General features: G+C 62.3%; 17 protein-coding genes. 2 read left to right on the top strand and 15 right to left on the bottom strand.

Annotated elements, in window-relative coordinates:
• Nucleotides 1-64: 64 nt before the first annotated feature.
• The 9 genes from BM019_RS10750 to truA form a co-directional block, all read right to left on the bottom strand.
• Nucleotides 65-841, bottom strand: coding sequence for an SDR family oxidoreductase (locus tag BM019_RS10750; RefSeq protein WP_007921969.1), 777 nt, complete (start codon nt 839-841; stop codon nt 65-67).
• On the bottom strand, nt 838-2049 hold the full coding sequence (locus BM019_RS10745) for an O-succinylhomoserine sulfhydrylase (protein ID WP_092418221.1): 1212 nt from the start codon (nt 2047-2049) through the stop codon (nt 838-840). The genes BM019_RS10750 and BM019_RS10745 overlap by 4 nt, the downstream gene beginning before the upstream one ends.
• Before the next feature lie 34 nt (nt 2050-2083).
• On the bottom strand, nt 2084-3589 hold the full coding sequence (gene purF, locus BM019_RS10740; protein WP_007921973.1) for an amidophosphoribosyltransferase: 1506 nt from the start codon (nt 3587-3589) through the stop codon (nt 2084-2086).
• Between the two features lie 41 nt (nt 3590-3630).
• The gene (locus BM019_RS10735) at nt 3631-4188 is read right to left on the bottom strand and encodes a CvpA family protein (RefSeq protein ID WP_007921975.1); all 558 of its coding nucleotides are present in this window, start codon (nt 4186-4188) and stop codon (nt 3631-3633) included.
• A gap of 98 nt (nt 4189-4286) precedes the next feature.
• Complete coding sequence (locus BM019_RS10730) at nt 4287-4964, bottom strand: SPOR domain-containing protein (RefSeq protein WP_092418220.1); 678 nt, start codon at nt 4962-4964, stop codon at nt 4287-4289.
• Nucleotides 4948-6255: a bifunctional tetrahydrofolate synthase/dihydrofolate synthase gene (gene folC, locus BM019_RS10725; RefSeq protein ID WP_092418219.1), complete on the bottom strand. Its 1308-nt coding sequence runs from the start codon at nt 6253-6255 to the stop codon at nt 4948-4950. Before folC ends, BM019_RS10730 begins: the two co-directional genes overlap by 17 nt.
• On the bottom strand, nt 6252-7172 hold the full coding sequence (gene accD / locus BM019_RS10720; protein ID WP_092418218.1) for an acetyl-CoA carboxylase, carboxyltransferase subunit beta: 921 nt from the start codon (nt 7170-7172) through the stop codon (nt 6252-6254). The genes folC and accD overlap by 4 nt, the downstream gene beginning before the upstream one ends.
• Nucleotides 7173-7440: 268 nt before the next feature.
• On the bottom strand, nt 7441-8064 hold the full coding sequence (locus tag BM019_RS10715) for a phosphoribosylanthranilate isomerase (RefSeq protein ID WP_085530331.1): 624 nt from the start codon (nt 8062-8064) through the stop codon (nt 7441-7443).
• Between the two features lie 64 nt (nt 8065-8128).
• Nucleotides 8129-8953: a tRNA pseudouridine(38-40) synthase TruA gene (gene truA, locus BM019_RS10710; RefSeq protein WP_009043032.1), complete on the bottom strand. Its 825-nt coding sequence runs from the start codon at nt 8951-8953 to the stop codon at nt 8129-8131.
• A gap of 230 nt (nt 8954-9183) precedes the next feature.
• Here truA and BM019_RS10705 point away from each other — a divergent pair, with 230 nt between their 5' ends.
• Nucleotides 9184-9843, top strand: a complete 660-nt coding sequence (locus BM019_RS10705) for a M24 family metallopeptidase (RefSeq protein ID WP_092418217.1) — start codon at nt 9184-9186, stop codon at nt 9841-9843.
• A 77-nt stretch (nt 9844-9920) separates the two neighbouring features.
• Here the strand turns inward: BM019_RS10705 and BM019_RS10700 are convergent, their stop codons facing one another.
• The 6 genes from BM019_RS10700 to leuC form a co-directional block, all read right to left on the bottom strand.
• Nucleotides 9921-12524, bottom strand: a complete 2604-nt coding sequence (locus BM019_RS10700; RefSeq protein ID WP_092418216.1) for a motility hub landmark protein FimV — start codon at nt 12522-12524, stop codon at nt 9921-9923.
• A gap of 203 nt (nt 12525-12727) precedes the next feature.
• Nucleotides 12728-13738 carry an aspartate-semialdehyde dehydrogenase gene (locus BM019_RS10695; RefSeq protein ID WP_092418215.1) on the bottom strand — a complete coding sequence of 337 codons (1011 nt, stop codon included), beginning with the start codon at nt 13736-13738 and terminating at the stop codon, nt 12728-12730.
• 185 nt (nt 13739-13923) lie between these two features.
• Complete coding sequence (gene asd / locus BM019_RS10690; protein ID WP_007921989.1) at nt 13924-15036, bottom strand: aspartate-semialdehyde dehydrogenase; 1113 nt, start codon at nt 15034-15036, stop codon at nt 13924-13926.
• A gap of 54 nt (nt 15037-15090) precedes the next feature.
• Nucleotides 15091-16173 (bottom strand): 3-isopropylmalate dehydrogenase, encoded by a 1083-nt coding sequence (gene leuB / locus BM019_RS10685; protein ID WP_092418214.1) that lies wholly within the window; start codon nt 16171-16173, stop codon nt 15091-15093.
• Between the two features lie 228 nt (nt 16174-16401).
• Nucleotides 16402-17046: a 3-isopropylmalate dehydratase small subunit gene (gene leuD / locus BM019_RS10680; protein WP_007921993.1), complete on the bottom strand. Its 645-nt coding sequence runs from the start codon at nt 17044-17046 to the stop codon at nt 16402-16404.
• Between the two features lie 10 nt (nt 17047-17056).
• Nucleotides 17057-18475 carry a 3-isopropylmalate dehydratase large subunit gene (gene leuC, locus BM019_RS10675; protein ID WP_009043027.1) on the bottom strand — a complete coding sequence of 473 codons (1419 nt, stop codon included), beginning with the start codon at nt 18473-18475 and terminating at the stop codon, nt 17057-17059.
• A 145-nt stretch (nt 18476-18620) separates the two neighbouring features.
• Here leuC and BM019_RS10670 point away from each other — a divergent pair, with 145 nt between their 5' ends.
• A complete protein-coding gene (locus BM019_RS10670) occupies nt 18621-19511 on the top strand; it encodes a LysR family transcriptional regulator (protein WP_092418213.1) in 891 nt (296 codons plus the stop codon).
• The last annotated feature ends 12 nt before the right edge of the window (nt 19512-19523 follow it).

The following is a 19523-nucleotide window of genomic DNA, read 5'->3' as shown; positions in this document are numbered from 1 at the left end:
CCTGAAAAAGGAATCAACAACACCGACGACCTCAAGCCGTGCTCGTTGCGCCCTCCACACGCCATTAGTCGCGATAAATCATTTTTTTGCTCATACCGCCGTCGACCACGAACTCCTGACCAGTGACAAAACCGGAGTTCTTCGACAACAGCCACGCCACCATCGCCGCCACATCTTCGACCGTCCCCACCCTGCCCGCCGGATGCTGGGCATGATCGGCATCGCTCAGGGGCTCGGCCCGACGCGCCGCCGGGTCCCGAGCGTCGATCCAGCCGGGGCTGACCGCATTGACCCGGATCTCCGGCCCCAGACTCATGGCCAATGCATGAGTCAAGGCCAGCAAACCGCCCTTGCTCGCCGCATAGGCTTCAGTGTCCGGTTCCGATTGCCGGGCACGGGTAGATGCCAGGTTGACGATGGCTCCGCCATGAGCACGCAAATACGGCGCACAGTGCTTGGCCAGGAGCATCGGACCGCTGAGGTTCACCGCCAGCACCCGATTCCAGTAAGCCAGATCGAGGCTCTCCAGGGTGATGTTGCGCGGATCGGCGACTGCTGCGTTACACACCAGCGCATCGAGGCGCCCGAACTGCCCCAGCACTTCGGCGACACCCAGGGCGACCTGCGCTTCATCCGCCACATCCATGCCAATGAACCAGGCACTGTCACCCAGGACCTTGGCCACCTGGGAGCCACGTACCCGATCCAGATCGGTCAGCACCACCTGCCAGCCTTCGCTGATCAGCCAGGCAGCGATGCCCAGGCCGATACCGCGTGCCGCGCCAGTCACCAGCGCGACGCGGCCGTTGGCAATGCTCTGCTGTTCGGACAACTCGATCACAAGGCTGCCAACCCACGCGCCAGGTCGGTTTGCAGGTCCACCACATCCTCAAGGCCGACAGCGATGCGAATCAGGCTGTCACGAATGCCCGCCGCTTCACGCTCTTGCGGCGCCAGACGGCCGTGAGAGGTGGTGCTCGGATGAGTGATGGTGGTCTTGCTATCGCCCAGGTTGGCGGTAATGGAAATCAGGCGAGTGGCGTCGATAAAACGCCAGGCCCCGTCCTTGCCGCCCTTGACCTCAAAGCTCACCACCGCGCCGAAACCACGTTGCTGACGCTTGGCCAGTTCGTATTGCGGATGGCTTGGCAGACCGGCGTAGTGCACCTTCTCGATGCCGTCCTGCTGCTCCAGCCATTCGGCCAGGGCCTGGGCATTGGCACAATGGGCGCGCATCCGCAGGTTGAGGGTTTCGAGGCCCTTGAGGAAGATCCAGGCGTTGAACGGACTCAGGGTCGGTCCCGCGGTACGCAGGAAACCCACCACTTCTTTCATCTGTTCGCTGCGGCCAGCCACCACACCGCCCATGCAACGCCCCTGGCCATCGATGAACTTGGTCGCCGAGTGCACCACCACGTCCGCGCCCAGCTTCAGCGGCTGCTGCAACGCCGGGGTACAGAAACAGTTGTCGACCACCAGCATCGCGCCCTTGGCGTGAGCGATTTCGGACAACGCGGCGATATCCACCAGTTCGGCGAGCGGGTTGGACGGTGATTCAACGAACAGCAGCTTGGTATTGGCCTTGATCGCCGCATCCCAACCGGACAGGTCCGCCAGGGGCACGTAATCGACCTCGATACCGAAGCGCTTGAAATACTTTTCGAACAGGCTGATGGTCGAGCCAAACACACTGCGCGAAACCAATACATGGTCGCCCGCGCCGCACAAACTCATGACCACCGAGAGAATCGCCGCCATGCCAGTGGCCGTGGCCACCGCCTGCTCGGCGCCTTCCAGGGCGGCGATGCGCTCTTCGAACGCCCGCACGGTCGGGTTGGTGTAGCGGGAATAGACATTGCCCGGCACCTCGCCAGCGAACCGCGCGGCCGCATCGGCGGCCGTGCGGAACACGTAGCTGGAGGTGAAGAACATCGGATCGCCGTGCTCCCCTTCCGGGGTACGGTGTTGGCCGGCGCGCACGGCCAGGGTGTCGAAAGCTACGCCATCAAGGTCGCTGTCCAGCCGACCGGCATCCCAATCCTGACTCATGCCGCCTACTCCTTATGTCTTCTAATGCTCTAAATCAGTTGTTGTACAGATCGATGATCGCACTGACCGCCTGGGTCTTGGCCTTGGAGGCATCGTTACGTGCGTTTTCGATCTTGTTCAGGTAGGCCTCATCGACGTCGCCAGTGACATATTTGCCGTCGAACACCGCGCAGTCGAAGTTCTCGATCTTGATCTTGCCGCCACCGACCGCCTCGATCAGATCAGGCAGATCCTGGTAGATCAGCCAGTCGGCGCCGATCAGATCGGCCACATCCTGAGTCGAACGATTGTGCGCGATCAGTTCGTGAGCGCTCGGCATGTCGATGCCGTACACGTTCGGGAAACGCACGGCAGGCGCAGCGGAGCAGAAGTAGACGTTCTTCGCGCCGGCTTCACGGGCCATCTGGATGATCTGCTTGCAGGTGGTGCCACGAACGATCGAGTCATCCACCAGCATCACGTTCTTGCCGCGGAACTCCAGCTCGATGGCATTGAGTTTCTGGCGCACGGATTTTTTCCGCGCGGCCTGGCCCGGCATGATGAAGGTCCGGCCGATGTAGCGGTTCTTCACGAAGCCTTCGCGGAACTTGACGCCCAGGTGGTTCGCCAGCTCCAGCGCCGCGGTACGGCTGGTATCCGGAATCGGGATGACCACATCGATATCGTGATCCGGACGCTCGCGCAGGATCTTCTCGGCCAGCTTCTCGCCCATGCGCAGGCGCGCCTTGTACACCGACACGCCGTCGATGATCGAGTCCGGACGCGCCAGGTAGACGTGTTCGAAAATGCATGGAGTCAGTTTCGGATTGGTCGCGCACTGACGGGTGTGCAGCTTGCCGTCTTCAGTAATGTAGACCGCTTCGCCCGGCGCCAGGTCGCGAATCAGGGTGAAGCCCAGCACATCCAGGGACACGCTTTCGGAGGCGATCATGTATTCGACGCCTTCGTCGGTGTGACGCTGACCGAAAACGATCGGGCGAATACCGTGAGGGTCGCGGAAGCCAACGATGCCATAACCGGTGACCATGGCGACTACCGCATAACCGCCAACGCAACGGTTGTGCACGTCGGTCACGGCGGCGAACACGTCTTCTTCGGTCGGTTGCAGCTTGCCGCGCTGGGCCAGCTCGTGAGCGAAGACGTTGAGCAGGACTTCCGAATCGGAATTGGTGTTGACGTGGCGCAAGTCAGATTCGTAGATCTCCTTGGCCAGCTGTTCAACATTGGTCAGGTTACCGTTATGCGCCAGGGTGATGCCGTAAGGCGAGTTGACGTAAAACGGTTGAGCTTCGGCCGAAGTCGAGCTGCCAGCGGTCGGATACCGCACATGGCCGATACCCATGTGACCGACCAAGCGCTGCATGTGCCGTTGATGGAAAACGTCACGGACCAGGCCGTTGTCCTTGCGCAGGAACAACCGGCCATCATGGCTGGTCACGATACCGGCAGCGTCCTGGCCGCGGTGCTGGAGGACGGTTAGCGCGTCATACAGCGCCTGATTGACGTTCGACTTACCGACGATACCGACGATGCCACACATGCGACGCAACCCCTACTTAATGAAACTGAACTGAACACATCTTACTGAGGCGTTTTGGCCGGTAAGAGTTGTTCCTTGAACGGTATTTCAGCGGGTACGCTGATACCGCTGGCCAGCCACTGACTGCTCCACCCCAATATGAGGTTTTTTGACCAGTCTGCAACCAATAGAAATTGTGGCACCAGTCGCGACTGCTGCCACCAGGAATCCTGTTGTACCGGCCCCAGGCTCAATAGCCCGACCGCCACGACCACCAGCAACGCGCCACGCGCCGCGCCGAAGGCCATGCCCAGGAATCGATCGGTCCCGGATAGCCCGGTGACGCGAACCAATTCGCCGATAAGATAATTGATCATTGCGCCCACGATTAAAGTGGCGACAAACATGATGGCACAGCCCGCGATCACGCGAGCCGAGGGAGTCTCGATGTATCCGCTGAGGTATTCGGACAGAGAGCCACCAAACATCCAGGCAACGACTCCTGCGACGATCCAGGTAAGCAGCGACAGCGCTTCTTTGACGAAGCCGCGGCTCAAACTGATCAAAGCGGAGATGGCGATGATTGCAACGATCGCCCAGTCAACCCAGGTAAATGGCACAGTGCAGCCTACAGACGGATAAGGCGGCGCATTTTAACAGAGCGCATGGCCGTCGGTAAGCTGCGATTCACTGTGCTTTGCAAATCAAGGCGATAGCCTTAACCGCGCTCAGGCTGGAAGCGCACGACAAAACCCTTGAGGTTCTGCTGACGGCTCAGCAAATCGCGCAGGCGGTCTGCCTCGGCCCGCTCGATCAATGGACCGACGAATACCCGGTTCTTGCCATCGGCGGAACGGATATAAGCGTTGTACCCCTGGCTGCGCAGGGTTTTCTGCAGGTTCTCGGCGCTTTCCCGACTGGACAGGCTGGCCAGTTGCACCGACCAACTGACCGACAGGCCGTTTGCATCGACACGGCTTGGGGTCGCATCGGGCTTGGCTGGCGCTGCGGCAATCGGCTGGGCCGGAGCCGGCTTGGGGGCTGGCGCCGGAGGTGGAGCCACGGGCTTGCTCGCGGCGACTGGCGGTGCCACCGGGACTGGAGCCGGAGCAACCGGAGCGCTTGGCGCAATCGGCATCGAAGGCGCGGCCTGCTGGGCCACTTCTTCATCGGTGGGTACCGGCTCCTGTGGCAGCACCTGCGGCTCGGGCACCACCACAGGCTCGACTTGCACCTGGGTTACAGCAGGCGCCTGAGGCACTGCTGGCGCCTCGACATTGACATGCCGCTGCTCGTCTTCGCGGGAAAACAGCATCGGCAGGAAAATCACCGCCAACGCCACCAGAACCAAGGCCCCAACCATTCGCTGCTTGTAGACGTTATCCAGCATAGCCATGTGCAGCTTCCTCCGTGGAGCGCCGAGCGAGCCACTCGAGCGCCTCGGCAACACAATAAAAAGATCCGAACAGCAGAATCTCGTCTTCGGCCGTAGCCTGCGCACACTGCCCTTCCAAGGCTGCGGCGACACTTTCATAAGACGCTACCGAAGCCCCAAGGTTCTGCAGTGCCGCCTGCAAGTCCGCAACGGGACGCGCACGGGCAGAATCCAGCGGCGCCACCGCCCAATGCTCGACACAGGCATCCAGGCGGGCAACCACGCCCTCCAGATCCTTGTCCGCCAACAGGCCGAATACCGCCAGGCGCTTGCCCGCCACTGGTCGGCGCATCAGGCGCTCGGCCAGATACTCCGCGGCATGGGGGTTGTGCCCGACATCCAGCAACAGGTTCAGACGCTTGCCCTGCCATTCGAACTGACGGCGATCCAGGCGCCCGACCACTCGCGTCCGCTGCAAGGCTTCGGCGATGCGTTCGGCCTGCCAAGGCAGCCCCAGCAACAAATAGGCCTGCAAGGCCAGCGCTGCGTTCTCCATGGGCAGATCGAGCAGCGGCAAGTCGCGCAGCTCGACAGCATTGCCCCGCGCATCGAGCCCCCGCCACTGCCAGTTCGCCTCGGTGATCCCCAGGTCGAAATCACGACCGCGCAGGAAGAACGGGCAGTTCAATTCACGCGCCTTATCCAGCAAGGGCTGAGGGGGATTCAGGTCACCGCAGAGCGCAGGCGCGCCCTGGCGGAAAATCCCGGCCTTCTCGAAGGCCACGGATTCACGGGTGTCACCCAGGTAATCGGCATGGTCGACGCCGATACTGGTGACCAGCGCCAGATCCGCATCCACCAGATTGACCGCATCCAGGCGCCCACCCAGGCCGACTTCCAGCACCACGGCATCGAGACCGGCCCGCTGGAACAGCCAGAAGGCCGCCAGGGTACCCATCTCGAAATAGGTCAGGGAAACTTCACCGCGCCCGGCTTCGACCGCGACAAAGGCCTCGCACAGCTCGGCATCGCTGGCTTCGACGCCATCGATCTGCACGCGCTCGTTGTAGCGCAACAGATGGGGGGAATTGTAGACACCGACCTTCAGCCCCTGGGCTCGCAGCAAGGACGCCACGAACGCACAGGTAGAACCCTTGCCATTGGTACCGGTCACCGTGACGACCCGAGGCGCCAGCCTGCCCAATCCCATGCGGGACGCTACTTCTTGCGAGCGCTCCAGCCCCATGTCGATGGCTGACGGATGCAACTGCTCAAGGTAGGCAAGCCAGTCGCCAAGGGTACGCTCGGTCATATGTTTGCAGGCACCGGTGGCACTACGATCGCCTCGACGGGCGCGGCCACAAACTCAGGCGTCGGCAAGCCCATCAGTTGAGCCAGCAGGTTGCCCAGGCGCGGACGCAGCTCCTGGCGCGGAATGATCATGTCGATAGCGCCATGCTCCAGCAGGAACTCGCTGCGCTGGAAACCTTCCGGCAGTTTTTCACGCACGGTCTGCTCGATCACGCGAGGACCGGCGAAACCGACCAGGGCCTTGGGTTCGGCGACAATCACGTCACCCAGCATCGCCAGGCTGGCGGAAACGCCACCATAGACCGGGTCGGTCAACACGGAGATGAATGGCATGCCTTCTTCACGCAGACGCGCCAGCACCGCGGAGGTCTTGGCCATTTGCATCAGGGAGATCAGCGCTTCCTGCATCCGCGCACCGCCGGAAGCGGAGAAGCAGACCATCGGGCAACGCTTTTCCAGCGCGTAGTTGGCAGCACGCACAAAACGCTCGCCAACGATGGCACCCATGGAGCCGCCCATGAAGGAGAACTCGAACGCCGATACCACCACCGGCATCCCCAGCAGGGTCCCGCTCATGGAAATCAGCGCGTCCTTTTCACCGGTCTGCTTCTGGGCCGCGGTGAGGCGATCCTTGTACTTCTTGCCGTCGCGGAATTTCAGACGGTCTACCGGCTCCAGGTCGGCGCCCAGTTCGGCACGGCCCTCAGCGTCGAGGAAAATGTCGATACGGGCGCGAGCGCCGATACGCATGTGGTGGTTGCACTTGGGGCAGACGTCCAGGGTCTTTTCCAGCTCCGGACGATACAGCACCGCCTCGCAGGACGGGCACTTGTGCCACAGACCTTCAGGCACCGAGCTTTTCTTCACCTCGGAACGCATGATCGAAGGGATCAGTTTGTCTACTAACCAGTTGCTCATGCTTTCTTTCTCCAGTACCGGCGGCCCGAACGCTCTGGTTCGCGGCCCCGCGTATGCCCTTGAGCTAAATTCATGTATGCGGCGATGATCTGTTCGCTACCGCGGTCAGCGCGAGCTTGACCTGCCTGTACCGAACGGCTCCTCAGCCATCCCGGCAACCCCCGGATAGAGCGGCTGCCACTTCGATTTCGGCCCGCCCAGCGACGGTGCCGGCCTGTTTTGTACAGTGGTGTTATGGACGGCGGCAGACTGCCAGCCGTCACATCGACTAACAGCTGCCGCGAACGGCCTGCATAAATGCGCGAATCTTTGCGTGATCCTTGATGCCCTTGCTCCGCTCCACCCCGCCGCTGACATCCACGGCGTACGGGCGAACCTGCGCTATCGCCTGGCCGACATTCTCGGCAGTCAAGCCACCGGCCAGGATAATCGGCTTGCTCAAGCCTTGCGGTACCAGTGACCAATCGAAGGCTTCGCCGGTTCCGCCCGGTACGCCCTCGACATAGGTATCGAGCAGGATGCCGCTGGCCCGCGCATAAGCCGCGCAACGGCTGGCAATATCGTCGCCGGCCTTGACCCGCAGCGCCTTGATGTAGGGCCGGTGATAGCCCTCGCAGTCCGCCGGCGTTTCATCGCCGTGAAACTGCAACAGGTCCAGCGGCACTGCATCGAGGATCTCGCCCAGCTCGCAGCGGCTGGCATTGACGAACAGGCCCACGGTGGTCACGAACGGCGGCAGCGCGGCAATGATCGCCCGTGCCTGCTGCACACTCACCGCCCGTGGGCTCTTGGCGTAGAACACCAGCCCGATGGCATCGGCCCCGGCCTCGACCGCCGCCAACGCATCCTCAATGCGGGTAATCCCACAAATTTTGCTGCGAACGGCTGACATGTCGTTTAAACCTCAGGGCAAATCCGGGGAAAGTCCCGGATGGTAGCAAATGCTTTTCCGGGCGTCAGCCGTCAAGTTCCGAGAAGCCGGTGAGGAAATGTGGCCCGATGTATCGCTCGGGCAGCTCGAACTCATCGTGATACTCGACCTGCACCAGATACAGTCCGAAAGGATGCGCCGTCACCCCGCCCGTGCGGCGAATCCGGCTCTCCAGCACTTCCCTGGCCCACTCGACCGGACGCTCGCCCGCGCCGATGGTCATCAGCACTCCGGCGATATTGCGCACCATGTGATGCAGGAACGCGCTGGCGCGGATATCCAGGACAATCATCTTGCCGTGCCGGGTGACCCGCAGATGGTGGATTTCCTTGATCGGCGACTTGGCCTGGCACTGCCCTGCCCGAAATGCACTGAAATCATGGGTACCCACCAGATACTGGGCAGCCTCGGCCATCCGCTCGACATCCAGCGGCCGGTGATTCCAGGTGATCTCCTCGTTCAAGTGCGCCGGACGGATCTGGTCGTTGTAGATCACGTAGCGATAGCGGCGGGCAATCGCCTTGAACCGCGCATGAAAATGCGCCGGCATGACCTTGGCCCAGCTCACGCTGATGTCGTGGGGCAGGTTGATATTGGCCCCCATCACCCACGCCTTCATCGAACGCTCGGCCTGGGTATCGAAGTGCACCACCTGCCCGCAGGCGTGCACGCCGGCGTCGGTACGTCCGGCGCAAGACAGCAGCACCGGCGAGTCCGCCACCCGGGACAGCGCCTTCTCGAGGGTTTCCTGGACACTCGGGACACCGGAAGCCTGACGCTGCCAGCCGCGATAACGCGAGCCCTTGTATTCGACACCCAACGCGATTCTGAAAAAGCCTGCGGCCGCCATTTCGGCGGCCGCGTTATCTATATTTGCCAAGAACTTACAGCCTGCTGATATGCGCAAAGACGGCCATTATAAGGCGCGCGCAAGCAGACGCCATGCGCGGCCCGCTTTTAGTTGATGTTTGCCCATTAAGCGCCAGCGAGCGTAAACAGGATTGCGTGAAAACCAGGACAAACGCTATATAGAAAGGTACATAGCGATAAGCATAAATCCACTCGACCGGGACCTGACCAATGACCGCCATCAACAAGGAGGCCGTGGGCCTCGCCTACAGCCTGCAAGGCATGCTCCACTCCAAGCGCAAGACCTGGGAAGCCATCGCGCAGATAGCCGCGCGCATTCAGCCAGGCATGCTCGAATCCCAGGCTCGCGCCTTGGGGCTGGAGGTGCTTGCGGAATTGGGCATGGACCGGATCTGGCACCCGGCGCTGGTGCGCTTTGGCGAAAACACCCTGAAGACCTTCAAGCAACGCTCCGAAGGCGATCCGATACTGGGCGACAACGACATCTTCTTTATTGACCTGGGGGTGGTCTGGGACCGACACGAAGGTGATTGCGGCGCCACCTTCGTCACCGGCAACGATCCCGAGATGCAAGCCTGCGCCACGGCGGCCCAAACCCTGTTCGAACGGGTTCGTGATCACTGGAGCGAGCACAAGGTGGCCGGCCCCGCCCTGTATCGCTATGCCGAAGAACAGGCGAGCGCCATGGGCTGGGTGCTGAACCTGGAGATCAAGGGGCACCGGGTCAGCGACTTCCCCCATGCCATTTATCGAGCGGGCGACCTGGGCAACTTCGAGGCATGCCCCAACGTTGGCCTGTGGATTCTGGAAATCCAGATCGCCCACCCTACCCGGCCGTTCGGCGCCTTCTACGAAGACCTGCTGGCTTAACCGCGCAAGCGCTGCCATGGGCCCAGAAACACAAACGGCAGCCTCGATGGCTGCCGTTTTTTGCTGCTAGCGCCGACTCAGGCCAGACGCGCGAGCATTTCCTTGGCTTCGCTTTTCTGACCGTCGTTACCTTCGCTGATGACTTCGCCGAGAATATCCCGCGCGCCATCGTTATCGCCCATGTCGATGTAGGCCTGGGCCAGATCGAGCTTGGTCGCCACTTCATCGGCGCCGGAAAGGAAATCGAAATCCCCTTCGTCGGCACTGCCTGCGGCATCCTCTGCGGTAAAGGTCGGCTCGGCCAGGTCCGGCTGCTCGAGGCTTTGCGACAAGCGATCCAGCTCGGCGTTGACATCGTCCAGCTCGGAAGCGAAAGCATCCTTGGCAGCGGGCTGCGCATCCATCTCGTCCGCCAGTGACAAGTCGAAGTCCGCAGGCAGCTCAAGATCGTCGAGCGCAGCTTCGGTCACCGTAGGCACTTCGACAGCCGGCAGATCCTTCAGGTCGTCATCCAGGCTGAGAAGGAAATCCTCATCGGCTTGCGCCGCTGCAGGAAGGTCCTCACCCAGATCCAGGTCGAAATCCGACAGATCATCCAGGCTTTCCTTGGCTGCGGTTTGCTGCTGCAGCACCGACTCGAAGCTCAGGTCGTCATCCAGCGGGAAGTCGTCCAGCTCAGGCTCAACTTGAGCAGGAACAGCCGGAGCAACTGGCGCCGCTGGAGAGGCTGCCTCCAGATCGTCCAGGCTCAGATCGAAGTCGGTATCCAGGTCGTCGACAGCCGGTGCCGGAGCTGGCTCCTGCGGCTCGTCGAGCAACAGCTCCTTGACGTATTGAGCATCCAGCGCAGCCGCTGCAGCAGCCGCACCGAGACCTGCAGCCGCCACCGCAGCCATTGCCGGGAAACGGCTTTTCAGCTGTTCGACTTCAGCGTGATTCTTGCCATTGGCCACCAGCTGACGCTCCTGGGCCACAAAGGCGCTGCGATCGCCCTGATGACCGTAGACTTCCATCAGCTTCAAGCGCACCTCGCTACGCTGCGGCTCCAGCTTGACGGCCTCCTCCAGAATCGCCGCCGCCTGGTTCAGGCGACCGCCATCGATATGGGACTGGGCCTGATCCAGCACATCGACCGGATGCTCGACTGCGGCAGCCACCGGCGCCGCGTCCACCACAGGCGCCACGACCGGGGCTGGAGCTGGAGCTGGAGCTGGAGCTGGAGCGAGCTTGACGCTCGGCGGTGGAACTTCAAGGCCTTCGAAGCTGCTTTCCGGCAGATCCAGATCCTTGGACAGCTCAGACTCTTCGGACAGGGCGCGAGCCATGCGCAGATGCTTTTCCGCCTCCTGCCGAGCCTTGCGACGGCGAGCCAGCAACAGCAGCAACAACAGCACCAGCACTGCCCCGCCACCCGCCAACCCCAGGAGGATCGGATTGGTCAGCAGGTCGTTGAATTTGTCCTCATCGGACGCCGGTGTTTGCGCCTGGGCCGGTGCCGCTTCAGCCGGGGCCTCGCCCGCAGCTGCCGCAGGATCGGCCACTGGCGCCGCCGGGGTCGCAGGCTGCTCGGCCAGTTGCGCCGGCATGGCCGCGGTCGGTTGTGCTGGCGCCACGGTACCCGCCCCTTGCGCCTGCAATTTGGCCAACTGGTCGTTCTTCAATTCGATCAGGCGTTGCAGCTTGTCCAGCTGGCTTTGCAGGTCCGTCAGACGGCTTTTCAGCTCGGCGTTGTCACGCCGGGCCGTATCGAGGCTTTCCTGAGTCACCGCCAGCTTGTTGCTCAGCGCCTGGCTGTCGCCAGCCGCGCCCTTGCCCCGCGCCTTGCCCGACTCGGCAGACACCAGGCTCAGATTATCCTTGACCGCGCCTTGTGCAGACGCCTTGTCCGCGCCCGCGCGCCGGGTGCCATCCAGTTGCTGCTGAGCGCCACGCGGCGCCAGGCGGCGCCCCTGACGCCACGCCGTATTCTGCGCGGCGACCTCGGCGATCGCTTGCGGCTGCGGCAGGCTGGTGCTCTGCACCGCATCGGGCAGGCGCAATACCTGCCCGGTTTTCAGCCGGTTGATGTTGCCGTCGATAAAGGCATCCGGATTCAGCGCCTGGATAGCCAGCATGGTTTGCTGGACCGAACCGCCATTGCGGGCCTTGGCCGCAATTTCCCAGAGGGTGTCGCGGGCCGAGGTGGTGTATTGAGCAGGCTTGCCGGCACCGGTGACCGGCGCGGCAACCGCTGGCGTCTGTGCCGCAGATTGCGCGGCCGCTTCAGCGGTTTGCGGGGAAAACTTGGAAGGGTCGAGCAGGACGCTGTAGTCGCGCAGCAGACGGCCATTGGGCCACATCACCTGCACCAGGAACTTGACCATCGGCTCGGAGAGCGGCTGGCTCGACGTGACCCGCAGCACGCTCTTGCCGTTGGCATTGAGCACCGGCGTAAAGCTCAGGTCATTGAGAAAGGCCTGGCGATCGACGCCCGCCTTGGCGAAATCTTCAGGCGAGGCCAGGCTCGGCACAACCTCGGCGGCGGTGAGATCCTTGACGTCCAGCAACTCGATTTCTGCAACCAGTGGCTGGTTCAGAGTCGACTTCAGGGTCAGCTCCCCGAGCCCAAGCGCCTGCGCCATACCGGAGGACAGCGCCGACGCGGCCGCTATTGCTAACACCAGTTTGCGAACTTGAACCATAGCCTCATCCTTTGTTTGAACATTCCTCGGCCAGCGAGAAGGTGTTGTAGCGCTGCCGTAAGGCATTGCGTGCGGCCTGAAGGGCCGCTTCGCGCGATATATGTCTGCATGCCTTGGAAGAGCGCGACGGCAGCTCACCTCCAGCAACCAGCCAAGCATAGCGCCCAGCTAGAATCATTCTGCAAATTGTTGCCAAGTATCTTTTACAGAAGGTCTTTTATCAACAACTCAGCCAGCTGCACGGCGTTGAGCGCAGCCCCTTTGCGTACGTTATCTGACGTCAGCCAGAGATTAAGTTCCGCCGGGTCGTCGATCCCCGCGCGCACCCGACCAACGTAGACCACATCCTGCCCCACCGCATCGCCCACCGCGGTCGGGTAGTCGCCCGCCTCCACCAACTCGATGCCGGGCGCCGCTTCGAGCGCAGCATTGACCGCGTCCAGGTCGATCGCCGTGGCTGACTGCAGAGTCACGCTATAGCTATCGCCAAAAAACACCGGGGCTTGAACACAAGTGACAGAAATCTTTAATAAAGGCTGCGCCAGCACCTCGCGCAACTCCCGGACCAGGCGTTTTTCCAACAAGGTGTGACCTTGCTCGTCGGGCGTGCCGACCTGCGCCAACATGTTGAATGCCATCTGCCGGTCGAAGAATCGCGGCTCCAACGGACGCGCATTGAGCAATTCGGCGGTCTGCCGCGCCAGCTCGATTACCGCTTCACGGCCCTGGGTGGACACCGCGAGGCTGGCGGTCAGGTTGACCCGTTGGATCTCGAACAGGGCCTGCAACGGCGCCAGGACCACCGCCAGCGATGTGGCTGCGGCGCTGGGGCTGCTCAGTTGAACGGGCTTCTCCAGGCCGCTCAGCACGCGCTCGTTGGCTTCCGGCACCAGATTCGGTGCCTGGGCCGAAGGCAATGCGCCCGACAGGTCGATCACCGCGCAATTGGCCGCCGTCGCCCGCGGGGCGAAGCTCAGGGTCACCGCCGGGCCGGCAGCGAAAAACGCCAGCTGCACCTTGCTGAAATCGAACTCGTCGACCTCACGCACGCGCACATTTTTTCCACGAAACGGCACCGAGTGCCCCGCCGACTCGCTGCTGGCCAGCAGGTGCAGGTTGGCGATCGGGAAATCGCGCTCTTCGAGAATCTGGACGAGGGTTTCGCCGACAGTACCGGTGGCACCGATAACGGCGATATCGAAGGACTGGCTCATGGTGCTACCTCTGGCGAAACGGGGGGAGCGGCACTTTACCCGGCGCTTGGGGGCGAGGCAATTTATCAGATCTGGCACATCAGACTTTTCGCAAACATGCTCATAGCCAGCAATCAGGAGCTGCTCCGAGATGAAAAAAGCCCGCGCCTCTTGCAAGGCGCGGGCTCTTTCAACGCATCAGAGCATCAACGCTCGAGCAGGATCCGCAGCATGCGGCGCAGCGGTTCGGCGGCGCCCCACAGCAGCTGGTCGCCGACGGTGAACGCGCCGAGGAACTGCGACCCCATGTTCAGCTTGCGCAGACGGCCCACCGGGATGTTCAGGGTGCCGGTGACCTTGGTCGGGCTCAGCTCCTGCATGCTGATGTCACGCTGGTTCGGTACCAGCTTGACCCAAGGGTTGTGCTGGCTGATCAACCCTTCGATATCGGCGATCGGCACGTCCTTGTTCAGCTTGATGGTCAGCGCCTGGCTGTGGCAGCGCATGGCGCCGATCCGCACGCAGATGCCGTCGACCGGGATCGGGCTCTTGAAGCGGCCGAGGATCTTGTTGGTCTCGGCCTGGGCCTTCCACTCTTCTCGGCTCTGGCCGTTCGGCAGTTCCTTGTCGATCCACGGGATCAGGCTGCCGGCCAGCGGCACACCGAAGTTCTCGGTCGGGTAGGCATCGCTGCGCATGGCTTCGGCGACCTTGCGGTCGATGTCGAGGATGGCGCTGGCCGGGTTGGCCAGGTCATCCGCCACGGCGGCGTGGGTCGCGCCCATCTGCTTGATCAGTTCGCGCATGTTCTGTGCGCCGGCACCGGAGGCCGCCTGGTAGGTCATGGCGCTCATCCACTCCACCAGACCGGCTTCGAACAGGCCGCCCAGGCCCATCAGCATCAGGCTGACGGTGCAGTTGCCGCCGATGTAGTTCTTGGTGCCGGAGTCCAACTGCTGGTCGATGACCTTGCGGTTCACCGGGTCGAGGATGATCACCGCGTCGTCCTGCATGCGCAGGCTGGAAGCGGCATCGATCCAGTAGCCCTGCCAGCCGGCTTCGCGCAGCTTGGGGAAGACTTCGCTGGTGTAGTCGCCACCCTGGCAGGTCAGAATCACGTCGAGGGTCTTCAGCTCTTCAATGCTGTAAGCGTCCTTGAGCGGAGCAATGTCCTTGCCCACGGACGGGCCTTGGCCACCGACATTGGAAGTGGTGAAAAACACCGGCTCGATAAGATCGAAGTCTTGCTCTTCCAGCATCCGCTGCATGAGCACGGAACCGACCATACCGCGCCAACCGATCAGACCTACACGTTTCATCGCAACTACACCTATACAAAAGTGGGCCACCGTCTGAGCGGTGGGCCCGAAAGATTACAGATTCCGCAGCGCGGCGACTACTGCATCGCCCATTTCCTGCGTACCCACCTTGGTGCAACCGGCCGACCAGATGTCGCTAGTGCGCAATCCCTGGTCCAGTACCAGGCTCACGGCCTGCTCGATGGCATCCGCCGCGTCGTTCAGGTTGAAGCTGTAACGCAGCATCATCGACACCGACAGAATGGTCGCCAGCGGGTTGGCGATGCCCTGCCCGGCGATGTCCGGCGCCGAACCGTGGCATGGCTCGTACATGCCCTTGTTGTTGGCATCCAGCGACGCCGACGGCAGCATGCCGATGGAACCGGTGAGCATCGACGCTTCGTCGGAAAGGATGTCGCCGAACATGTTGTCGGTGACCATCACGTCGAACTGCTTCGGCGCACGCACCAACTGCATGGCGGCGTTGTCGACGTACATGTGGCTCAGTTCGACATCCGGGTAATCCTTGGCCACCTGCTCGACCACTTCGCGCCACAGCTGGCTGGACGCCAGGACGTTGGCCTTGTCCACCGAGCAGAGCTTCTTGCCGCGCACACGGGCCATGTCGAAGCCGACCCGGGCGATGCGGCGGATTTCACTCTCGCTGTACGGCAGGGTGTCGTAGGACTGACGCTCGCCGTTTTCCAGCTCGCGGGTGCCACGTGGCGCGCCGAAGTAGATGCCGCCGGTCAGCTCGCGAACGATGAGGATGTCCAGGCCGGACACGATTTCCGGCTTGAGGCTGGAAGCATCGGCCAGTTGCGGATAAAGGATCGCCGGACGCAGGTTGCCGAACAGGCCCAACTGCGCGCGAATTTTCAGCAGGCCGCGCTCAGGGCGGATATCACGCTCGATCTTGTCCCATTTCGGGCCGCCCACGGCGCCCAGCAGGACCGCGTCGGCAGCCCGCGCACGATCCAGGGTCTCGTCGGCCAGCGGCACGCCGTGCTTATCGATGGCCGCGCCACCGATCACGTCATGGCTCAGTTCGAAGCCCAGGCTGTACTTGTCGTTGGCCAGCTCCAGCACCTTGACCGCCTCGGCCATGATTTCCGGGCCGATGCCGTCACCTGGGAGAATCAGAATCTGCTTGCTCATGCTTTCCTCATTTGCTCTGTCGGTGTGCTGGTTGGCACGCCCGGAAAAATGCTGTTGCCTGGCCTGCGGCGTCCGTTCACCCGTAGAGAACGAAGCGCTGGCCCGAATATCAAGCCGCCATGGCTTTTTTTGGCGGTTGCGGCGAGCAAAAAGCTCGCTCCTACAGGTTGTGTGTCCTCTCCTGCCGGAGCGAGCTGGCTCGCCATCAATGCATCACTTTAACGCCGATCAGGCGTCGCGAAACAACCACGGCTGGCTGGCACGATGCTTGGCCTCGAAGGCGGCAATCGCGTCGCCGTCCTGCAAGGTCAGGCCGATATCGTCCAGACCGTTGAGCAGGCAATGCTTGCGGAACGCATCGATCTCGAATTTCAACACCTTGCCATCGGGACGGGTCACGGTCTGGGCCTGCAGATCGATCTGCAACTGGTAGCCCGGATTGGCCTCGACCTGCTGGAACAATTCATCGACTTCAGCATCGCTGAGGATGATCGGCAGCAAGCCGTTCTTGAAGCTGTTGTTGAAGAAGATGTCAGCGTAGCTCGGCGCAATGATGCTGCGAAAACCATATTCTTCCAACGCCCAAGGCGCGTGCTCGCGGCTGGAGCCGCAGCCGAAGTTTTCCCGGGCCAGCAATACACTGGCACCCTGGTAGCGCTCGGCGTTGAGCACGAAATCCTTGTTCAACGGACGCTTGGAGTTGTCCTGGTACGGCTGGCCGACATCCAGGTAGCGCCACTCGTCGAACAGGTTCGGGCCGAAGCCGGTGCGCTTGATCGACTTGAGGAACTGCTTGGGAATGATCTGATCGGTGTCGACGTTGGCACGATCCAAAGGCGCGACAAGACCGGTGTGCTGGGTGAAAGCTTTCATGCTGCGCTCCTTAGATCAATTCACGGACGTCGACGAAACGACCGTTGACGGCGGCGGCCGCGGCCATGGCCGGGCTGACCAGATGGGTACGGCCACCGGCGCCCTGACGACCTTCGAAGTTGCGGTTCGAGGTCGAAGCGCAATGCTCGCCGGACTCCAAGCGGTCCGGGTTCATCGCCAGGCACATCGAACAGCCCGGCTCGCGCCATTCGAAGCCCGCTTCGAGGAAGATCTTGTCCAGGCCTTCCGACTCCGCCTGGGCCTTCACCAGGCCCGAACCCGGGACCACGATCGCCTGCTTGATGGTCGAGGCCACTTTGCGGCCCTTGGCGATGACCGCCGCGGCGCGCAGGTCTTCGATCCGCGAGTTGGTGCAGGAACCGATGAATACCCGGTCCAGCTGGATGTCGGTGATCGCCTGGTTGGCGGTCAAACCCATGTATTTCAAGGCACGGACGATGGAGTCGCGCTTGACCAGGTCCATTTCCTTGGCCGGGTCCGGCACGTTCTGATCGACCGCCAACACCATCTCGGGCGAAGTGCCCCAGCTGACTTGCGGCTTGATCTGCGCGGCATCCAGCTCGACCACGGTGTCGAACTTGGCGTCGGCGTCGGACACCAGGTCCTTCCAGGCTTCGACGGCGAGGTCCCATTCCGCGCCCTTGGGGGCGAATGGACGGCCCTTGACGTATTCCACGGTCTTTTCGTCCGCGGCCACCAGGCCCACGCGGGCACCGGCTTCGATGGACATGTTGCAGATGGTCATGCGGCCTTCGACGGACAGGTCGCGAATCGCGCTGCCGGCGAACTCGATGGCATGGCCGTTACCGCCAGCGGTGCCGATCTTGCCGATCACGGCCAGGACGATGTCCTTGGCGGTCACGCCAAATGGCAACTTGCCCTCGACCCGCACCAGCATGTTTTTCATTTTCTTGGCGACCAGGCACTGGGTGGCGAGCACGTGCTCGACCTCGGAGGTGCCGATGCCGTGCGCCAGGGCGCCAAAGGCACCGTGGGTCGAGGTGTGGGAATCGCCGCAGACCACGGTCATACCGGGCAAGGTGGCGCCCTGCTCCGGGCCGATGACGTGAACGATGCCCTGACGCACGTCGTTCATCTTGAATTCGACGATGCCGTATTCGTCACAGTTGTCGTCGAGGGTCTGAACCTGCAAACGCGAGACCTGGTCGGCGATGGCGCTGATGCCGCCCTTGCGCTCCGGCGTGGTCGGTACGTTGTGGTCCGGGGTCGCGATGTTGGCATCGATGCGCCAAGGCTTGCGCCCGGCCAGACGCAGGCCTTCGAAGGCTTGCGGCGAGGTCACTTCGTGGATGATGTGACGATCGATATAGATCAGCGCCGAGCCATCATCGCGCTGCTTGACCAAATGCGAATCCCAGAGCTTGTCGTAGAGCGTTTTGCCGGCCATCAGACGGTTCCTCATCATTTTCTATGCCGCGGGTCTCTGACATCGGTCAATAACCCCTTGGCTTGTGAGGCTGATGCTATGGCGTTACATTAAATAACTCAAATTCATATTTTTTATACTTTGGATAACCGACTGGAATACGACCATGGACCTGGCCAACCTCAATGCCTTTATCGCGATTGCCGAAACCGGCAGCTTCTCCGGAGCCGGCGAGCGCCTGCACCTGACCCAGCCGGCCATCAGCAAGCGCATCGCCGGCCTTGAGCAACAGCTCAATGTCCGGCTGTTCGATCGCCTGGGCCGCGAAGTGGGCCTGACCGAGGCCGGACGCGCCCTGCTGCCGCGGGCTTATCAGATCCTCAACGTGCTGGACGACACCCGCCGGGCGCTGACCAACCTGACCGGCGAAGTCAGCGGCCGCCTGACCCTGGCGACCAGCCACCATATCGGCCTGCACCGCCTGCCGCCCCTGCTGCGCGCCTTTACCCGCCGATACCCGGAAGTGGCCCTGGACATCCAGTTTCTCGACTCGGAAGTGGCCTATGAAGAGATTCTCCATGGTCGCGCCGAGCTGGCGGTGATCACCCTGGCCCCCGAGCCCCATACACTGGTCAAGGCCACGCCGGTGTGGAACGACCCACTGGACTTCGTCGCCGCCCCCGAGCACCCGCTGGTGAGCAACGGCACGGTCAGCCTGGCCGATATTGCCCTGCATCCGGCGGTATTTCCCGGCGGCAACACCTTCACTCACCATATTGTCCAGCGCCTGTTCGAGGCCCAGGGCCTGACCCCGAACATCGCCATGAGCACTAACTACCTGGAAACCATCAAGATGATGGTGTCCATCGGCCTGGCCTGGAGCGTCTTGCCGCGCACCATGCTCGACGAACAGGTGGCGCGCATTCCTTTACCGGGCATACAGCTCACTCGCCAGCTAGGCTATATCCTGCATACCGAACGGACGTTGTCGAATGCTGCGCGGGCTTTCATGGCCTTACTGGATGCACAAGTCGATTGGCCAGGGACCCAGGCGTAAGCGTCCCGGCAT

The sequence above is a fragment of the Pseudomonas sp. NFPP07 genome (genome assembly GCF_900115645.1).
Classification (GTDB): Bacteria; Pseudomonadota; Gammaproteobacteria; order Pseudomonadales; family Pseudomonadaceae; genus Aquipseudomonas; species Aquipseudomonas chlororaphis.
Note: the sequence above shows the minus strand (reverse complement) of the source record. Positions and strands in the feature narration are given on the sequence as shown.

Coding starts and splice junctions, on each gene's coding strand:
- BM019_RS10745 (WP_092418221.1), bottom strand. CDS start 2,049: ATGAGTCAGGATTGGGATGCCGGTCGGCTGGACAGCGACCTTGATGGC.
- purF (WP_007921973.1), bottom strand. CDS start 3,589: ATGTGTGGCATCGTCGGTATCGTCGGTAAGTCGAACGTCAATCAGGCG.
- BM019_RS10730 (WP_092418220.1), bottom strand. CDS start 4,964: ATGGCTATGCTGGATAACGTCTACAAGCAGCGAATGGTTGGGGCCTTG.
- folC (WP_092418219.1), bottom strand. CDS start 6,255: ATGACCGAGCGTACCCTTGGCGACTGGCTTGCCTACCTTGAGCAGTTG.
- accD (WP_092418218.1), bottom strand. CDS start 7,172: ATGAGCAACTGGTTAGTAGACAAACTGATCCCTTCGATCATGCGTTCC.
- BM019_RS10715 (WP_085530331.1), bottom strand. CDS start 8,064: ATGTCAGCCGTTCGCAGCAAAATTTGTGGGATTACCCGCATTGAGGAT.
- truA (WP_009043032.1), bottom strand. CDS start 8,953: ATGGCGGCCGCAGGCTTTTTCAGAATCGCGTTGGGTGTCGAATACAAG.
- BM019_RS10705 (WP_092418217.1), top strand. CDS start 9,184: ATGACCGCCATCAACAAGGAGGCCGTGGGCCTCGCCTACAGCCTGCAA.
- BM019_RS10700 (WP_092418216.1), bottom strand. CDS start 12,524: ATGGTTCAAGTTCGCAAACTGGTGTTAGCAATAGCGGCCGCGTCGGCG.
- BM019_RS10695 (WP_092418215.1), bottom strand. CDS start 13,738: ATGAGCCAGTCCTTCGATATCGCCGTTATCGGTGCCACCGGTACTGTC.
- asd (WP_007921989.1), bottom strand. CDS start 15,036: ATGAAACGTGTAGGTCTGATCGGTTGGCGCGGTATGGTCGGTTCCGTG.
- leuB (WP_092418214.1), bottom strand. CDS start 16,173: ATGAGCAAGCAGATTCTGATTCTCCCAGGTGACGGCATCGGCCCGGAA.
- leuD (WP_007921993.1), bottom strand. CDS start 17,046: ATGAAAGCTTTCACCCAGCACACCGGTCTTGTCGCGCCTTTGGATCGT.
- leuC (WP_009043027.1), bottom strand. CDS start 18,475: ATGGCCGGCAAAACGCTCTACGACAAGCTCTGGGATTCGCATTTGGTC.
- BM019_RS10670 (WP_092418213.1), top strand. CDS start 18,621: ATGGACCTGGCCAACCTCAATGCCTTTATCGCGATTGCCGAAACCGGC.